The sequence below is a fragment of the Streptomyces sp. NPDC030838 genome (assembly GCF_055572035.1).
The window spans coordinates 325,166-342,257 of record NZ_JBVIED010000003.1; the positions used below are offsets into that span (position 1 = coordinate 325,166).

The following is a 17,092-nucleotide window of genomic DNA, read 5'->3' on the forward strand; positions in this document are numbered from 1 at the left end:
TGCCGACCGATCGTGAACGAGTGGCCCGAAGGACAGCATTCGTTAGGATCGGGCCATGACCCGTGAGCCGAGCCCCGAGCCGAGCCGCCCTGAGCCGAGCGAGGTCCCGGGCGGCGACCCCGAGTTCCGTCCGCACCGCGTCGTCGTCCTCGCCCTCGACGGGCTGCTCCCCTTCGAGCTGGGCATCCCGCACCGCATCTTCGGCCGCCCCAAGGACGCGCGGGGGCGGCACCTCTACCAGGTCCTCACCTGCTCGGTGCGCCCGCCGGGCCCGGTCGAGACGGACGCCGACTTCGCGATCCAGGTCCCCCACGGCCCGGAGGCCCTGGCCACCGCCGACACGGTGATCGTCCCGGCGTCGTACGAGCTCGGCCCGGTCTACGAAGAGGGCGTGCTCACCGAGGAGCTGGCCGCCGCCCTCGCCCGCGTCCGGCCCGGCACCCGGCTCGCCTCCATCTGCACCGGCGTGTACGTCCTGGCCGCCGCCGGCTACCTCGACGGCCGCCCGGCGACCACCCACTGGGCGGACGCGGAACGCCTCCAGCGGATGTTCCCGAAGGTCAGGGTGGACGCGGACGTCCTGTTCATCGACGACGGTGACGTGCTGACCTCCGCCGGCGTCGCCGCCGGTCTCGACCTGTGCCTGCACATCGTGCGCCGCGACCACGGCACGGCCGTCGCCAACGAGGTGGCCCGGCGCACGGTCGTTCCGCCGCACCGCGACGGCGGACAGGCGCAGTACATCCAGCGCCCGGTGCCCGACCCGCAGCAGGCCACCACGACCACGGCGCGCGCCTGGGCACTCGGCCGGCTGCACGAGCCGATCCAGCTGCGGGACATGGCCGAGCAGGAGGCCATGTCGGTCCGCACCTTCACCCGCCGCTTCCGCGAGGAGACCGGCGTCAGCCCCGGCCAGTGGCTCACCCAGCAGCGCGTCGAGCGCGCCCGGTACCTGCTGGAGACCACCGACCTCTCGGTCGACCAGGTCGCCCGGGACGCGGGCTTCGGCACCGCCCAGTCGATGCGCCAGCACCTACAGACCGCGCTGGGCGTCACCCCCACCACCTACCGCCGGACCTTCCGGGCCGGGGGCGGGGACGTCGGGGGCGGCAGAGCCGGGGGAGGCGGCGGGGGCCGCGGCGGAGCCGGCCGCGTCCAAGGCAGCCGCGTCGGAGGCAGCCGCCCGCGCGATACCACCGCCCGCGGCTGACACCCCGCCGCCCGCGGCTGACACCCCGTCGGCCTCGGAAGCCTTACGGCGGTCCAGTCGTCCCTCGCCCCAGGCGCCCACCGCCACCATCACCAGCGTCAGCCCGACCCCGGCCAGGATCGCCGTGTCCGGGGTCGTCACCTTGAGCAGGGCGCCCGCCGCCGAGCCCGTCACGGCGTATCCGGCGCTGGCCGCCGCGTACATCACGGAGTAGCCCGCGGCCAGCGCACTCGGCGGAAGGGTCTCCTGGAGAGCCAGGTTCCGGGTGATGATCGCGCCCGCCTGGAGCACGCCCGCGCAGGTCAGCGCGACCGCGATCCCGACGGTGCCCGGTATGAGGGCGACCAGCGTCGCGCACCCCGAGACCCCGCACATCAGCACGACGCTGCGGGTGCGCAGCCGCCCCGGCCAGGACCGCGCCCCGTACAGGAACGCGCCCACCGCCGACCCGAGCGCGAACCCGCTGAGCAGCGGCCCCGACCAGCCGACGCCGATCCCCCGGTGTTCCAGCAGGGCGGGCAGCAGGAGTTCGGCGAGTGCCAGCAGGGCGATACTGGCCGCGCCGGTGACGTACACCGGCCAGGCCCCGGCGAGCAGGCGCAGCATCGACCGGCCCCGCGCGGCGGCCTCCTCCACCTCCCAGCCCTCGGGCAGCAGCCACAGCCCACCCGCCGCGGCCACCACCAGCACGGCCGCGAGCAGCAGCGGCACCCGGGGCGCCCACCCCAACGCCAGCCCGGTGACCAGGGCCGGGGAGACCGCCCACACCCCGGACATCAGCATCGACTCGACGGACAGCGCCTGCGCCACGGCGTCCCGGGGAACCAGCCGACCGGTCAGCAACGACCGCAACCCACCAGCCGACGCGGCGGGGGCGGCTCCGGCAACGAACGCACACCCCGCCAACACCACCGCCGACGCACCCGGCATCAGCCCCAGCCCCGCGAACCCGACCGCCCCGACGGCGAGCCCCGCCCCCATCTGCCGCCGGGCCCGCTCCGGGCGCACCCGCATGCCGAGCACGGGCGCCCCGACGATCTCGCCGAGCACGTACGCCGCCGCGAGCAGCGCCCCGAGCGAGTACCCGCCGGGCCGCTCCCGCACGAGGAACACCACGGCCAGCGGCGCCATGGCCACCGGCATCCGGGCGCCCACGGCGACGAGGGACCAGATCAGCACGGGCCGGGTGGCGAGGTCGCGATAGGTCATGCGGCTGACGCTAGAGGTCGGGACCGACAAAGCCCCACCGGATTTCCCGCCCCTGTGGAAAACTCCGGCCAACCACCCCTTGCCGAAACTCCAGTTCGAGGTCAGAACGTCAGCACCGCCCGCGCCGGCACCCCCGCCCCCGCGTCCGCCGCCGCCTTCTCGAAGTCCTCCACGGCATACGTCCGCGACACCAACTCGTCCAGCAGCAGCCGCCCCTCCCGGTACAGCTCGGCGTAGAGCGCGATGTCCCGTTGCGGCCTCGATGAGCCGTACCGGCAGCCCAGGATGGACTTGTCCAGATACATCGACGACACCCGGAACGACGCCTCGGCGTCGGCCGGCGGCACACCCAGCAGCACGGCCTGGCCGTGCCGGTCCAGCACATCGACGGCCTGACGGATCAGTTCCACGCGCCCCACGCACTCGAAGACGTGGTCCGCCCCGGTCGGCAGGATCTCGCGCACCCCCTCGGCGGAGGTCAGGAAGTGCGTCGCCCCGAACCGCCGCGCCACCGCCTCCTTCCCCGGCTGCGCGTCGACCGCCACGATCCGCAGCGCCCCCGCGAGCCGGGCCCCCTGGATCACGTTCAGCCCGATCCCGCCGGTCCCGATGACGACCACACTCTCCCCGCGCTCCACCCGGGCCCGGTTCAGCACCGCCCCCACCCCGGTCAGCACCCCGCACCCGATCAGCGCGGCCGACGTCATCGGCACGTCGTCCGGGATCCGCACCGCCTGCACGGCCCGCACCACCGTCCGCTCGGCGAAGACCGACGTCGAAGCGAACTGGTGCACCGGCCGCCCGCCCCGGGAGAACGGCCGTCCGGGCCGCCCGATCGCCCGCCGGCACATCGTCGGCCGCCCCCGGTCGCAGTCCGCGCACGCCCCGCAGTTGGCGAGGGTGGACAGCGCGACATGATCCCCGGGCGAGACATGGCTGACACCGTCCCCGACCGCATCGACCACCCCCGCACCCTCATGCCCCAGCACCACGGGCACCGGGAACGGAATCGTCCCGTCCACCACGGACAGATCGCTGTGACACAGCCCCGCCGCCACGACCGCGACCCGCACCTCCCCGGGCCCCGGCTCCCGCACCTCCAGGTCGTCCACGACCCGAACCCGCTCCCCGTCGAAGACCACACCGCGCATCCCACAGCACCCTTCAGCCCTTGGCTTCCCTCGGCAGCCCGAGCACCCGCTCGGCGATGATCGTGCGCTGGATCTGGTCCGATCCGCCGTAGACGGTGTCGGCGCGGGAGAAGAGGAACAGGTGCTGGGCGGCGTCGAGTTCGTACGGCGCGTCAGCCGACCAGTCCCGCGGCCCCACCGCCCCCTCCGCGCCCCGGACCAGCATCGCCAGCTCCCCGAGCCGCTGATGCCAGCCCGCCCACAGCAGCTTGGCCACGCTCGACGCCCCCGCCCCGGCCGAACCGCCCAGCGTCCGCAGCGCGTTCCACCGCATGACCCGCAGCTCGGCCCACTGCCGCACCAGCCGCTCCCGTACGACCGGATCGGCCACCGCGCCCGACGCGACCGCCGCGCGCACCACCCGCCCCAACTCCTCGGCGAATCCCACCTGCTGGGCGAGCGTGGACACCCCGCGCTCGAAGCCGAGCAGACTCATGGCGACCCGCCAGCCCTTCCCCTCCGCCCCGACCACGTGCTCCACGCGCGCGCGTGCCCCGTCGAACCACACCTCGTTGAAGTCGCTCGTCCCGGTCAGCTGCCGGATGGGCCGCACCTCGATCCGCCCCGGCTGGTCCATGGGCACGAGCAGAAAACTCAGCCCATGGTGCCGCCGCGACCCCGCCTCCGTACGCGCCAGCACGAAACACCAGTCGGCCTCGTGCGCGAGCGACGTCCAGATTTTCTGCCCGGTGACGCGATACGTCCCGTCCGAGTCCCGCTCGGCCTTCGTCCGCACCCCGGCGAGGTCGGATCCCGCCCCCGGCTCGCTGTAGCCCTGGCACCACAGCTCCTCCCCGGCGGCGATCGCCGGCAGGAACCGCGCCTTCTGCTCCGCCGTCCCGTGCGCGATCAGCGTGGGCCCGAGCAGATTCTCCCCGATATGCCCACACCGCGCGGGCGCCCCCGACCGCACGTACTCCTCGGCCCAGGCAACCTGCTGGGTGAGCGTCGCGACCCGATTCCCGTACCCGCTCTCCGCCCACCCGAGCCCGACCCACCCGGCTTTGCCGAGCGTCCGCTCCCAGGTACGCCGGTCCACCCCGGCATCAACGTGCTGCCCAAGCCACGCCCGCGCCTCACCCCGAAACGCCTCATCCTCCGCAGCGAACCCAAAATCCACAGCCACTCCTCAACTCGGCGCCGGGTAACTCCCCTTTAGGGGCGCGGGGAACTGCGCGACCAGCCACCACCAACCCGCAGCCGCCACACAACCGCACGCCCCGAGCTCTCACGCGCCCGCCCGACGAAGCAACGGCATCGGATCGACCCCCACACTCCCCGGCAAAACCTCCGCGATCCGCTCCGCCGTCCAGGACCCACCCTCCGCATAAGCCGAACGCAGTTCCCTCGGCTGCGCCCACACCGCGATCTTCGCCCCCGCCACCGTGTACACCTGCCCGGTGATCCCCGCCTCCCGCGCCCGCTCGGACAGCAGGTACACGACCATCGCGGCGACATCCTCCGGCTCCCCGATCTCGGCCAGCCCCGCAGGGACCCGCGCGGACATCCGCGTACGCGCCACCGGTGCCACCGCGTTGGCGGTGACCCCGTACTTGTGCAGCCCCAGCGCGGCGCTCCGCACGAGCGAAATGACACCCCCCTTCGCCGCGCTGTAGTTGGCCTGCGAAACGGACCCCTGATGATTGCCGCTGGTGAACCCGATCAGCGTCCCCGAGCCCTGCCGCCGCATCACCGCCGACGCCGCCCGGAACACGGTGAAGGTCCCCTTCAGATGGGTGGCGACGACCGGATCCCACTCCTCCTCGGTCATGTTGAACAGCATCCGCTCGCGCAGGATCCCGGCGACGCACACCGCCCCGTCGATCCGCCCGTACGCCCCGACCGCCGCGTCGACGACGCGCTGTCCCCCGGCCATGGTCGAGATGTCGTCGGCGACCGCGACGGCCTGACCACCCGCCGCCTCGATCTCCTTGACGACGGCGTCGGCGATCTCACTCGTGGGCGAACCGCCGTCCACGGCGACCCCGTAGTCGTTGACGACGACCCGCGCCCCCTCCGCGGCCGCCGCGAGCGCCACCGCCCGGCCGATGCCGCGCCCGGCACCCGTCACGGCGACGACCTTTCCTGCCAAGAAGTTCCCCATGCCCGGCCCCTTCCCGCAGTTTCTGACGATCCGTTAGATTCGTCTCCTCGAATTCTACGACCCGTCAGATACTCGGCGACAAGCCCCCGGGGAGGGCCGATGTCATCCGCCGCACTTCCTCCGGTGTTCCACGACATCGCCCAGCGCGTGAACAACTGGGGCCGCTGGGGCGCCGACGACGAGATCGGCACCCTCAACCTGATCACCGACGAGGTCGTCCGCGCGGCCGTCGCCGAGGTCCGCACCGGCCGCCGCGTACCGCTGGCCCTGCCGCTCCAGCAGGACGGCGTGCAGACCGGGATGATCCCGGGGCGGGTGAACCCGCTGCACGCGATGGTGCAGATCAACCAGGAGATCTTCGGCCCGGGCACGGTCGCGTGCAGCGACGACACGGTGACCATGGGGCTCCAGGCCGCCACCCACTGGGACGCGCTCACCCATGTCTCGCACTCGGGCCGGCTCTACAACGGCCGCCCCGCCGACACCGTCACCGCGCACGGCGGCGCCGCGTTCGCCGGGATCGACAAGGCCCGGCACATCGTCTCGCGCGGCGTGCTGCTCGACGTGGCCCGCGCGCTCGGCCGGGACCGCCTCGACGGCGGTCACGCGGTCACCCCGGAGGATCTGGAGGCCGCCGAGGAACTGGCCGGTACGCGCGTGCGTGCGGGCGACATCGTGCTCGTACGGACCGGGCAGATGCAGGTCTATCTCGCCGGCGACAAGCACGGCTACGGCCATCCGTCGCCGGGGCTGTCGCTGCGGACGCCGGAGTGGTTCCACGCGCGCGATGTGACCGCGGTCGCCAACGACACCCTCACTTTTGAGATATTTCCACCCGAGGTGGAGGATCTGTGGCTGCCCGTCCACGCCCTGGACCTGGTGGAGATGGGGATGCCGCAGGGGCAGAACTGGAATCTCGAGGAGTTGTCCACAGCCTGTGGAGAAACGGGCCGCTACGCGTTCCTGCTGTCGGCGATGCCGGAGCCGTTCGTCGGCGCGACGGGCACCCCGGTGGCCCCGGTCGCAATCCTCTGAAGTCCGGCTGGCGGCGCGAGAGCGCCCGCCCCGAGCACGGCACCACGCGCCGCCATCCGGCCCGGCGTGCCCTCCCCCACCGATTCCCCATGCCCCTGCGGGAACCGACGCCGGTTCACGACCCACACTCGTCGAGGACCTCCGTCACCCAAGCCCTCGTCGTCCCCTCGCGGCGAATCGCTGACCACAAGCGTGATCAAACGGACACGCGCCGTCAACACCCGTACAGTGATTTGTTACTTAAGTCCGTTATGACAGAGGCGCGCACGGAAGCACGTCCCGGCGCATCGCCCCACCGCGCGGCACGGTCCGCCGGAACACCGTGCGCCCGTGCCCCCGTACGGCGTCACACCGCTTCGTACGCCAGCCCCTCGCACCCGCCGTACGCCGCCGCGCCGCCGTCCGGGTAGGACACGGCGGCCGCGCGCTGGGCGGTACGGCGGTCCAGTTCGCACCAGATGCGCTTGCCGGCGCCCTCGGGGTTCCAGCCCCAGCGGTCGGCGAGCCCGTCGACGAGCGCGAGGCCCCGGCCGCCGGTCTCGTCGCCCTCGGCCCAACGGGGCACCGGCGCGCGGGTGCTGCCGTCGGCGACCTCCAGACGGACCGTCGCCTCCTCGGCGGCGGCGGCCTGAGGCAGGCACAGGCGCAGCACAGCCGGACAGCCGGTGTGCACCACGGCGTTGGTGACCAGTTCGGAGACGATGAGGATCACCGTCTCGGCGAGCGGCTCGTCGGCCGCTATCGCGGAACCGGCGAGCCGCGCGCGTGCCCACCTCCGCGCCCGCCCCACCTCAGCGGGGTCGGGCCGGATCTCCAGCTGCACTTGAAGCACCTGCACCGCTCACACCATCCGAACCGATGGACACTTAAGGCTCGCAAGCCTCACGGGGGCCACGATCGTAGCCATTTTCCGCATGACCAGAACAACGCCCAGAGCAAGGGTCACGGAACGTGAATCCCTTGCAGAACAGCTTCGTTGACGTACCGTCACCCCAACAAGCGCTTCGGGCATATTCCCGCGCGAAGGAGTACCCGTGCGGCATACTGTGCGACCCTCGTCGCGGGGAGTCGAACAGCCGGAATGCGGCGCGTCCCCCACAAGGTACCGGAGGGGGACTCCCGCTCCGGGACGTGACGAGTGCCACGCGGGACACAACCCGATATCAACGCTGAGTAACTGCCCGGTGCCACGATCCGTGACATTCCCGAGTGCGGAACCAGCCCCTCCTCCACGGTTCTGACGACGCCGCAGCCCAGCGCCTCTCAGCCCGCCTCGGACAGGAGTTCACCCGCGAGGAGTTCCTCACTCTCCGTACCGCTTCCCCCACGGTGAGCGCGCACCCAGGCACGTTTCAGCAGCAGATGCACCTCCGCCTCCCAGGTGAATCCCATTCCGCCGTGGACCTGGAGACAGTCCCGGGCGCCGCGCACGGCGGCCTCGTCGGCGAGCAGCCGAGCGGCGGCGATGTCCGCGGGGTCGGCGGTGACGGCGGCGGCGTACACGGCGGCCCGCGCGGTCTCCACCCGCACCAGCAGGTCCGCGCACAGATGCTGTACGGCCTGGAAGGCGCCGATCGGCCGCCCGAACTGCTCCCTCGTCCGCGCGTACCGGACGGCCAGCTCGCCGGCCCGGCCCGCGGTGCCGAGCTGTTCGGCGGCGGTGAGCAGGACCGCGACGGGGTCGGGGGTGGCCGCCTCGGGCACCCGGTGCAGTGGCGTCAACGGGTCGACGGACCGCAGCGGAACGGCCCCGGCGGCGTCCCCGCGCACCACGTCCGCCTCCGCCAGCCACTCCACCAGCTCCCCGTCGACGGCCGCCACGACGACCGAGCCGTCGGCCGCTCCCGGCACCGCGCCCGCCGCGAGGTGGGTGGCCACCAGCGGGCCGGGGAGCAGTGCCCGGCCCGCCTCCTCGAACGCCAACACGGTCTCGGGCAGGCCGAGTCCGACGCCGCCGTCCGCCTCCGGCAGCCGCAGGGCGAAGAACCCGGCGGCGCCCAGGTCCCGCCACAGCGCCCGGTCGAGGCCGGGCCGCGCCACGGCCGCGCGCAGGGCGTCCGCGTCGAACCGCCGCGCGAGCAGCTCCCGTACCCCGTCCCGCAGGGCGCGCTGGTCGTCGGTGAGCCGGAAACGCATGGTCATCGCCCCTTCGGCAGGCCGAGGAGCCGTTCGGCCACGATGGTCCGCTGGATCTGGGAGGTGCCGGCGGCGATGGTGTACGACAGGGCGGACAGCCGGTCGGGAACCCAGGGGCGGTCCAGGTCGAGGGCGTCGGTGCCGAGGACGTCGGCGGCGGTGTCGTACAGCTCCTGACGGGCGTGTGAGTACCTCAGTTTGAAAACCGAACCCGCCGCTCCCGGCACTCCGCCGGTCGTCTCGGCCGCGCTGACGTTCCACTGCGTGAGCCGCCACAGCGCCCGGAACTCGGCGTGCAGCCGGCCCAGCCGGCGCCGCAGCACGAGATCGTCCCAGCGGCCGTTCTTCCGGGCCTGGCGGGCGAGTTCGCCCAGCACCCGGCGGCAGGCGACGACCTCGCCGGCGAAGGCGGTGCCGCGCTCGAAGGACAGGGTCACCAGGGTCACCCGCCAGCCGTCGTTCTCGTCCCCGACCCGGTTGGCCACCGGCACCCGCACCTCGTCGAGGAACACCTCGGCGAACTCGGCGGACCCGGCGAGGGTCCGCAGCGGCCGTACGGTGACGCCCGGCGCGTCCATGGGCATCGCGAGCCAGGTGATGCCCCGGTGCTTGGGCGCCTGGGGGTCGGTGCGCACCAGCAGCTCGCACCAGTCGGCGACTTCCGCGTGGGAGGTCCAGATCTTGGACCCGCTCACCACGTAGGCGTCGCCGTCCCGCCACGCGCGCGTGCGCAGTGCCGCGAGGTCCGATCCGGCGTCCGGTTCGCTGAAGCCCTGGCACCAGACCTCCTCGCCGCGCAGGATCGGCGGCAGCCAGCGGGCCCGCTGCTCGGCGGTGCCCTCGGCGGCTATGGTCGGCCCCGCGTGGAGCAGCCCGACGAAATTGGCTCCCACATAGGGCGCGCCCGCCTTCTCGGTCTCCTCCAGGAAGATCAGCCGCAGGGTCGGGGAGGCGTCCCAGTGCACCTCGGCGTATCCGGCGTCGTACAGCGTCCGCTGCCAGCCGAGGTCGTAGGCCCGCCGCGCGGGCCAGTCGTCGGGGGACGGCTTCGGCGGCAGCGTCGGCAGCACCCGCGCGAGCCATTCCCGCAGTCCCGCGCGGAACTCCTCTTCCTCCGGCGTGTCCGCGAGGTCCATCAGCGGTCGAGGTCCAGGCCGAGCATCCGGATGGCGTTGCCCCGCATCAGCTTGTAGACGGTCTCGTCGTCGAGGCCCTTCACATGGTCGAGGGCGACCTCCTTGGTGTGCGGGAAGGTCGAGTCGACGTGCGGGTAGTCGGTCTCGAAGGTGGCGTTGTCGCGGCCGACGACGTCGATCGAGGCGACGCCGTGCTTGTCGCGGAAGAAGCAGCAGTAGATCTGCCGGTAGTAGTACGTCGAGGGCGGCTCGGGGATCGTGTCCCGGACCCCACCCCACGCGCGGTGCTCCTCCCAGACGTCGTCGGCGCGTTCCAGGGCGTACGGCACCCAGCCCATCTGCCCCTCGGAGTAGGCGAGCGTGAGCCGCGGGAAGCGCACCAGGACGCCGCTGAAGAGGAAGTCCATCATCGAGGCCATCGCGTTGTTGAAGGACAGCGAGGCCTGGACGGCGGGCGGGGCGTCCGGTGAGGCGGCGGGCATCTGGGACGACGACCCGATGTGCATGTTGACGACCGTGCCGGTGTCCTGGCAGGCGGCGAAGAACGGGTCCCAGTAGCCGGAGTGGATGGACGGCAGGCCCAGATGGGTGGGGATCTCGGAGAAGGTCACCGCGCGGACCCCGCGTGCGGCGTTGCGCCGGATCTCGGCGACCGCCAGGTCCACGTCCCACAGCGGGATCAGGCACAGCGGGATGAGCCGCCCGCCGCTGTCCCCGCACCACTCCTCCACCATCCAGTCGTTGTAGGCGCGCACACAGGCCAGCGCGACCTCCTTGTCGTGCGCCTCGGCGAAGGTCTGGCCGCAGAAGCGGGGGAAGGTGGGGAAGCAGAGGCTGGCCTCGACGTGGTTGAGGTCCATGTCCGCGAGCCGCGCCGCGGGGTCCCAGCAGCCGCGGCGCATCTCCGCGCGGGTGATGCCCTCCAGGGTCATCTCGTCGCGGTCGAAGCCGACGGCGGCGATGTTGCGCTTGTACGGGAACTTCAGGTCCTCGTAGATCCACCAGTCGGTCGGCTGCCCGTCGGGATCCATGGTGATCTGGTACTTCCCGCCGACATACGCCAGCTCGCCGATGCCGGCGGTGAGGGGCTGCGGGCCGCGGTCGCGGTACTTGGCGGGCAGCCAGGTCTCGAAGAGGTGCGCGGGCTCGATGACGTGGTCGTCGACGCTGATGATGCGGGGCAGTTCCGTCATGGGTCCCCTCCGCCGGACGGTACTTATCTGATGGACTGTCAGATAGCATCCCACCTGACGACCCGTCAGCCAAGCAGGGGGCAGATGTGAACGAGACCCCGCACTCCCTGAGTTCCTCCCGCACGCTGTGGGAGCTGCTCGACCGCCGCGCGCGCAGCACCCCCGACCGCCCGCTCTTCCTCCAGGACGACCGCACGCTCACCTTCGGCGCCCTGCGCGCGCGTGCCGAGCGGGTCGCGGCGGGGCTGTACGGCATGGGCGTGCGCCCCGGCACGGTGGTCGCCTGGCAGCTGCCCACCCGGATCGAGACGGCCCTGCTGTCCTTCGCGCTGGCCCGCCTGGGCGCCGTACAGACCCCGCTGATCCCGTTCCTGCGGGACCGCGAGGTCGGCTTCGCGCTGCGGGAGTCGAAGGCGGAGTACTTCGCCGTGCCGGGGGTGTGGCGCGGCCACGACCACACGGAGATGGCGCGGCGGCTCGGCGCCAAGGGCATCTTCGAGGCGTACGACGATCTCCCCGAGGGCGATCCGGCCGTCCTGCCCGCCCCGCCCGCCGACGGCACGGACGTCCGCTGGATCCACTGGACCTCGGGCACCACCTCCGATCCCAAGGGCGTGCTGCACACGGACCGTTCACTGATCGCGGGCGGCTCCTGCCTCGCCCACGCGCTGCGGCCCACCACCGGCGACGTCGGCTCGATCGCCTTCCCGTACGCGCACATCGGCGGCCCGGACTACACGGTGATGCTGCTGCTGTACGGCTTCCCCGCGGTGCTGTTCGAGCAGTTCGCGCTGCCGGACGCGCTGGAGGGCTACCGCCGGCACGGGGTGACCATCGCGGGCGGGTCGACGGCGTTCTACTCGATGTTCCTCGCCGAGCAGCGCAGGCGACCGGGGACGAGACCGATCCCCACCCTGCGCCTGCTGGCGGGCGGCGGCGCCCCGAAGCCGCCGGAGCTGTACCACGCGGTCACCCGCGAGATGGGGGTCCAGCTCACCCACGGGTACGGCATGACCGAGGTCCCGATGATCACCATGGGCGACCCGGACGACAGCCCGGAGAACCTGGCGACGACGGAGGGACGCCCGCCCGAGGGCATGGAGATACGGATCGTGGACGGGGAGGTGCGGCTGCGCGGGGAGGCGGTGTGCCGGGGCTATCTGAACCCGGCGCAGACGGCCGAGGCCTTCGACGAGGACGGCTTCCTGCGCACCGGCGACCTCGGGCATCTCACGGAGACCGGCCACCTCGTCCTGACCGGCCGACTGAAGGACGTGATCATCCGCAAGGGGGAGAACATCTCGGCCCAGGAGATCGAGGACCTGCTGCACCGCCATCCGGACATCGCGGACGTGGCCGTGATCGGCCTGCCGGACGCGGAACGGGGCGAGCTGGTCTGCGCGGTGGCCGAACAGCCGCCGGGCGCACGGCGGCTGACCCTCGCCGAGGTGACGGCGTATCTCCGCGCGGAGGGCCTTTCCGTCCACAAGCTGCCGGAGCGGCTGGAGGTGGTGGACGCCCTGCCGCGCGGGGAGACGTTGCGGAAGGTGCTCAAGTACAAACTGCGGGAGCGCTATTCGGAACGGTGAGCAGCGCTGCCCGGGAACGGCTACTCGGGGACGGTGAAGTAGCGCGCGAAGGCGGGCACGATCTCCGCCTCACCGACCTTGCCGTCCCCGTCGGCGTCCAGGGCGGCGGCGGCCGCGCGGGCGGCGTCCTCGGGCACGCCGAGCGCCGTCAGCACCCGCGCGGTGTCCTCGACGGTGGCCGCGCCGTCGTCGTCCGTGTCGGCGACGTCGATGGCGGCGTGCAGGAAGGGCCGAGCGATCTCGGCGAACCGCTCCGGGTTGTCCCGCAGCCGCTTCACCGCGCCGTTCACGAACTCGTCCCGCGTGATGCGCTGGTCGCCGTCCCGGTCCGCTATCCCCGCCATGCCCTGCCAGAACGCCTCCGCGCCGCCGTACAGCGCCTGTCCCTTGTCGGACCGGGCCGCCGTACCGAACTCCGCGAGCAGCGCCTTGGCCGCCCCGCTGAAGTCCTCGCGGTCGATATAGCCGTTGCCGTCCTGGTCGAAGGTGGCGAACCTGGCCGCGATCCTGCGCTCGTACTCGCTCTCGCTGCTGACCATCTCTTCTCGGGCCGCCTTACATCACGTGGGTGCGTCTCGCACGGAGCGTACGACGCCACGGCCGCTCCGGGAGCGGGAAAACGACGGTTGTGCCAAGACCGGGGGAATTTCGGGACAACAGTGTGGCGAAGTGCTCAGGCCGACAGCGGACGGGACTCCTCCGAGACGGCCGAGGCGAGATCCACGTGCACGTCGAACAGGCGGCGTACACCGAGGGCGCCCAGGACGCGGTTGACGTGCGAGCCGTCGACGGCGCCGCCTTCGGGGAGTATGAGCCGCAGCCGGCCCTGGCAGGAGCGCAGCAGGCGGCGGGTGGCGATGAGCACACCGACACCGCTGGAGTCGCAGAAGAACACCTCGGAGAGGTCCAGGACGAGCCGGTGCCGGCCCTCGGCCACCACGTCGTGCACCCGTTGCCGCAGCACCGGCGACGTCACCAGGTCCAGCTCGCCCGACACATGGAGCACGGCCCACTCGCCCTGCTCGCCGCCGGTCACATTGAACGCCACCACCAAGCCCTTCGTTCGCCGGAACTTCCCGGAACCGCCGCCCGGAAACGGAAGCAGTCCCTACGCTTCCCTCAGCGCGGCTGCCCAGCGGCCGTTCCCTGAAACACCGCGCCGGAAACGGAAACCGATCGGAAAGGGCTTGTTTCAGTCGACTTCGATCCTGTTCGATCAGATCACAAACATGTCTGAGCGCAGAATGGCCGGGTAAGCGCCAGAAAAGGGAGGTCCCTTATCACCCGCGGCCCGTCGGGGGCGCGCATAGCCACAAAGGGGCGTGCGTTGTCAGACGTGCCGACTACATTCGGGACCACGGTGGACGCACGCTGGAGTCGGACCGGACCCGGCGCCGACGCAAGGGGAGGGGGCCTGATGGCGAGGAAGGACACACCACCCCGCTGGGACCGCAAGATGCAGCAACGGCTCGCGCGCGGCGAGGCGGCGGCCCTCGGCGAGCTGTACGACCGCTTCGCCACCCTCGTCCACGGCCTCGCCCACCGCGTCCTCGGCGACGAACACGCGGCCGACGGCATCACCCGCGAGGTCTTCGCCCACGTCTGGGAACACCCCGACGCCTACGACCCGAAACAGGGCCCCCTGCGCTCCTGGGTGGCGAACCTCACCCACCGCCTCGCCGTGCAGCGGCTGCGCGCCACCGAGACCGCCGCCCTGAAGAGCGGCCACGGCACCTCCGAGGAACTGGAGCGCAAGGTCCGGCACGCCGCCGTCGCCGCCCGCGCCGACTACATCGTCCAGTCCATGCCCGCCCCGCTGCGCGCCGCCCTGGACCTGGCCTGCTTCCAGCGCCGCGACTACCGCCAGACCGCGGTCGACCTCGGCGTCACCGAGGACGAGGCCCGCCGCCGGCTCCGCCTCGGCCTCCAGCTGCTGTCCACGGCCCACGACACCGGCGCACCGGGCGCACCGCCGGGATACGGGGGTGTGGCGTGACCGAGCCCAGCCGGTTCGACGACCACGACGACAACGAGTTCGACGCCGACAACGAGTTCGACGCCGATCAGGAGTTCGGCGCCGACGAGGAGCACCAGCGCCACGACGACGGCAGCCACGATGACCCCACTCCCGCCCCGGGCACCCCGCACACCCGGCCGCCCCGCATACCGATGCCCCGCGCCTCCGTCGAGGACGGCGACATCCCCCTGCCCGCCCTCGACGAACTGCGCGCGGCCATGACACCGCTCGAGCTGGCGCACCCCGTCCTCAAGTCCCTGCTGGGCGCCTGGGCCCTGTCCGCGTGCTCGCCGGAGGAGACGGCGGCCGTCGAGGAGCACCTCGGCGGCTGCGGAAGCTGCGCCGACGAGGCCCGGCGGCTGCGCGAGGCGGTCGGGCTGCTGCACCCGCCCGAAACCCTCGACCTGGACCCGTCCCTGCGGACCCACGTCCTGGAGAGCTGCCTGGACCGCCGGCCGCCGCGGATCCCGGTCCCCGAGTGGGCCACCGCGTACGACGCGGAGACCGCGCGCCTCGACGCGCTGCTCCAGGACTTCGGCGACGCGGAGTGGCACGCGCCGGTGCGGCTGCGCTGGTACGACGGCAAGGAGGCGGCGAGCCGGCGGACGACCGTCGCCGGCGTCATCGCACATCTCCTCGCGGTCGACGGACTGGTCGCGCTGGCCCTCGGCCTCGACGACCCACTGGGCGACACCGAGGCGGACCGGCCGACTCCGGAGGGCCGCACGGAGGCGTACTGGCGGGCCTCGCACTTCCCGCCGACCCGGTCCGTGCGCGCGCCCTGGCGGGAGCAGAGCCACGGCATCGTCCGCACGGTGGCCTTCACCGGCGGCGGCGGCGGCCGGATGCCGGTGTCGTACGGGGAGTTCGCGCTGCCGCTGCACGACGCCATGGCCGACCGGGCGTTCGAGTGCTGGATGCACGCGGAGGACATCGCGCTCGCCGTGGACTATCCCTACGACGCGCCCTCCGGGCGTCACCTCAACCGCATGATCGACCTCGCGGCGCGCATGCTGCCCGAGGCGCTCGCCGAGCGCCGCCGGGCGGGACTCGCCGCGCCCGCGCGGCCCGGCCGCCACCTCGTCGCGGCGGGCGAACCCGGCCGCACCCTGCGACTGGAGGTCGAGGGCTCCGGCGGCGGGGAGTGGCTGATCCCGCTCGACTCACCCGCGGCGGCGGCCTCCGCGGAGCACGAGGTGGCGCATGTCGCGCTCGACGGGGTGGAGTTCTGCAGACTGGCCGCGGGCCGGCTGGCGCCGGAGGATGCGGCGGCGGGGCAGGGCGGTGACCGGGAGGCCATCAAGGACGTGCTGTTCGCCGCCGCTTCGCTGAGCCGGATGTAGAGGTAGGGCAGCGCCCGACGACAGAACCCCACGAGCTCCTAGGCGAACACCACCGTCCGGCGCCCGTTCAGCAGAATGCGCCGCTCCGCGTGCCACTTGACCGCCCGCGCCAGCGCCTGGCACTCCACATCGCGCCCGATGGCGACGAGTTGGTCGGGGGTGACGTCGTGACCGACCCGCTCGACCTCCTGCTCGATGATCGGCCCCTCGTCGAGGTCCGCGGTCACGTAGTGCGCCGTCGCCCCGATCAGCTTCACCCCACGCGCGTGCGCCTGGTGATACGGCTTCGCGCCCTTGAAGCTCGGCAGGAAGGAGTGGTGGATGTTGATGATCCGCCCGCTGAGCTGCTTGCACAGGTCGTCGGAGAGGACCTGCATGTAGCGGGCCAGCACGACCAGCTCCACGCCCTCCTCGCGGACGAGCTCCAGCAGCCGCGCCTCGGCCTCCGGCTTGGTGTCCTTCGTCACCGGGATGTGGTGGAAGGGGATGTCGTAGGACGCCACCAGCTCGGCGAAGTCCGTGTGGTTCGACACCACCGCGGCGATCTCCACCGGCAGCGCCCCGATCCGCGCCCGGAACAGCAGGTCGTTCAGGCAGTGCCCGAACTTGCTGACCATCAGCAGGACCCGCATCTTCTCCTCGGCCCGGTGGATCTGCCAGTCCATGTGGAAGGAGTCACCGATCGCCGCGAAGCTGGCCCGCAGCTTCTCCACCGTCACCGGCGCCTCCGCCGAGAAGTGGACCCGCATGAAGAACAGCCCGGTGTCATGGTCACCGAACTGCTGACTGTCCTCGATGTTGCAGCCGGTCATGAACAGGTAGCTCGACACGGCGTGCACGATGCCCTGCTTGTCAGGACACGACAGGGTGAGGACGTACTGATCAGCGGGCGCCGCGGCCCCGGTGGACTGCTCGTTCATGCACCACAGG

At 72.4% G+C, this 17,092-nt stretch carries 15 protein-coding genes and 1 pseudogene; 5 read left to right on the forward strand and 11 right to left on the reverse strand.

The genetic code is table 11. The features are described 5' to 3' along the window. The first annotated feature begins 55 nt into the window (after window positions 1–55). Window positions 56–1,210, forward strand: a complete 1,155-nt coding sequence (locus ACZ42A_RS11980) for a GlxA family transcriptional regulator (protein ID WP_468527050.1) — start codon at window positions 56–58, stop codon at window positions 1,208–1,210. Here ACZ42A_RS11980 and ACZ42A_RS11985 read toward each other — a convergent pair. The 4 genes and pseudogenes from ACZ42A_RS11985 to ACZ42A_RS12000 all read right to left on the reverse strand — a co-directional run. Beyond that, window positions 1,172–2,419: pseudogene (locus ACZ42A_RS11985) on the reverse strand (MFS transporter); the annotation flags it as partial. The gene ACZ42A_RS11980 and the pseudogene ACZ42A_RS11985 overlap by 39 nt on opposite strands. A 101-nt stretch (window positions 2,420–2,520) precedes the next feature. After that, window positions 2,521–3,570, reverse strand: coding sequence for a Zn-dependent alcohol dehydrogenase (locus ACZ42A_RS11990; RefSeq protein ID WP_468527051.1), 1,050 nt, complete (start codon window positions 3,568–3,570; stop codon window positions 2,521–2,523). 13 nt (window positions 3,571–3,583) lie between these two features. Further along, a complete protein-coding gene (locus ACZ42A_RS11995) occupies window positions 3,584–4,729 on the reverse strand; it encodes an acyl-CoA dehydrogenase family protein (protein WP_468527052.1) in 1,146 nt (381 codons plus the stop codon). A gap of 108 nt (window positions 4,730–4,837) precedes the next feature. Beyond that, window positions 4,838–5,713 carry an SDR family oxidoreductase gene (locus ACZ42A_RS12000; RefSeq protein ID WP_468527053.1) on the reverse strand — a complete coding sequence of 292 codons (876 nt, stop codon included), beginning with the start codon at window positions 5,711–5,713 and terminating at the stop codon, window positions 4,838–4,840. A 99-nt stretch (window positions 5,714–5,812) separates the two neighbouring features. Between ACZ42A_RS12000 and ACZ42A_RS12005 the strand changes: the two genes are divergently transcribed. Further along, complete coding sequence (locus ACZ42A_RS12005; protein WP_468527054.1) at window positions 5,813–6,748, forward strand: cyclase family protein; 936 nt, start codon at window positions 5,813–5,815, stop codon at window positions 6,746–6,748. Window positions 6,749–7,094: 346 nt separating this feature from the next. Here ACZ42A_RS12005 and ACZ42A_RS12010 read toward each other — a convergent pair whose 3' ends face one another. The 4 genes from ACZ42A_RS12010 to ACZ42A_RS12025 form a co-directional block, all read right to left on the reverse strand. Then, window positions 7,095–7,571: an ATP-binding protein gene (locus tag ACZ42A_RS12010; protein ID WP_468527291.1), complete on the reverse strand. Its 477-nt coding sequence runs from the start codon at window positions 7,569–7,571 to the stop codon at window positions 7,095–7,097. A gap of 440 nt (window positions 7,572–8,011) precedes the next feature. Continuing rightward, window positions 8,012–8,884 carry an acyl-CoA dehydrogenase family protein gene (locus ACZ42A_RS12015; RefSeq protein WP_468527292.1) on the reverse strand — a complete coding sequence of 291 codons (873 nt, stop codon included), beginning with the start codon at window positions 8,882–8,884 and terminating at the stop codon, window positions 8,012–8,014. A 2-nt stretch (window positions 8,885–8,886) separates the two neighbouring features. Next, window positions 8,887–10,020 carry an acyl-CoA dehydrogenase family protein gene (locus ACZ42A_RS12020; RefSeq protein WP_468527055.1) on the reverse strand — a complete coding sequence of 378 codons (1,134 nt, stop codon included), beginning with the start codon at window positions 10,018–10,020 and terminating at the stop codon, window positions 8,887–8,889. After that, the gene (locus ACZ42A_RS12025) at window positions 10,020–11,213 is read right to left on the reverse strand and encodes an amidohydrolase family protein (protein ID WP_468527056.1); all 1,194 of its coding nucleotides are present in this window, start codon (window positions 11,211–11,213) and stop codon (window positions 10,020–10,022) included. The genes ACZ42A_RS12020 and ACZ42A_RS12025 overlap by 1 nt, the downstream gene beginning before the upstream one ends. 86 nt (window positions 11,214–11,299) lie before the next feature. On the opposite strand from ACZ42A_RS12025, the gene ACZ42A_RS12030 reads away from it, so the two are divergent. After that, window positions 11,300–12,802 carry a class I adenylate-forming enzyme family protein gene (locus tag ACZ42A_RS12030; RefSeq protein WP_468527057.1) on the forward strand — a complete coding sequence of 501 codons (1,503 nt, stop codon included), beginning with the start codon at window positions 11,300–11,302 and terminating at the stop codon, window positions 12,800–12,802. A 20-nt stretch (window positions 12,803–12,822) separates the two neighbouring features. Here ACZ42A_RS12030 and ACZ42A_RS12035 read toward each other — a convergent pair whose 3' ends face one another. Then, a complete protein-coding gene (locus tag ACZ42A_RS12035) occupies window positions 12,823–13,341 on the reverse strand; it encodes an EF-hand domain-containing protein (RefSeq protein ID WP_468527058.1) in 519 nt (172 codons plus the stop codon). A gap of 134 nt (window positions 13,342–13,475) precedes the next feature. Further along, window positions 13,476–13,856, reverse strand: coding sequence for an STAS domain-containing protein (locus ACZ42A_RS12040; protein WP_468527059.1), 381 nt, complete (start codon window positions 13,854–13,856; stop codon window positions 13,476–13,478). Window positions 13,857–14,219: 363 nt separating this feature from the next. Here ACZ42A_RS12040 and ACZ42A_RS12045 point away from each other — a divergent pair, with 363 nt between their 5' ends. Continuing rightward, window positions 14,220–14,798 (forward strand): sigma-70 family RNA polymerase sigma factor, encoded by a 579-nt coding sequence (locus ACZ42A_RS12045; RefSeq protein WP_468527060.1) that lies wholly within the window; start codon window positions 14,220–14,222, stop codon window positions 14,796–14,798. After that, on the forward strand, window positions 14,795–16,162 hold the full coding sequence (locus tag ACZ42A_RS12050; RefSeq protein WP_468527061.1) for a zf-HC2 domain-containing protein: 1,368 nt from the start codon (window positions 14,795–14,797) through the stop codon (window positions 16,160–16,162). Before ACZ42A_RS12045 ends, ACZ42A_RS12050 begins: the two co-directional genes overlap by 4 nt. Before the next feature lie 38 nt (window positions 16,163–16,200). Here the strand turns inward: ACZ42A_RS12050 and purU are convergent, their stop codons facing one another. After that, entirely contained in the window at window positions 16,201–17,082 is an 882-nt protein-coding gene (gene purU / locus ACZ42A_RS12055) for a formyltetrahydrofolate deformylase (RefSeq protein ID WP_468527062.1), read from the reverse strand. Between the last annotated feature and the right edge of the window lie 10 nt (window positions 17,083–17,092).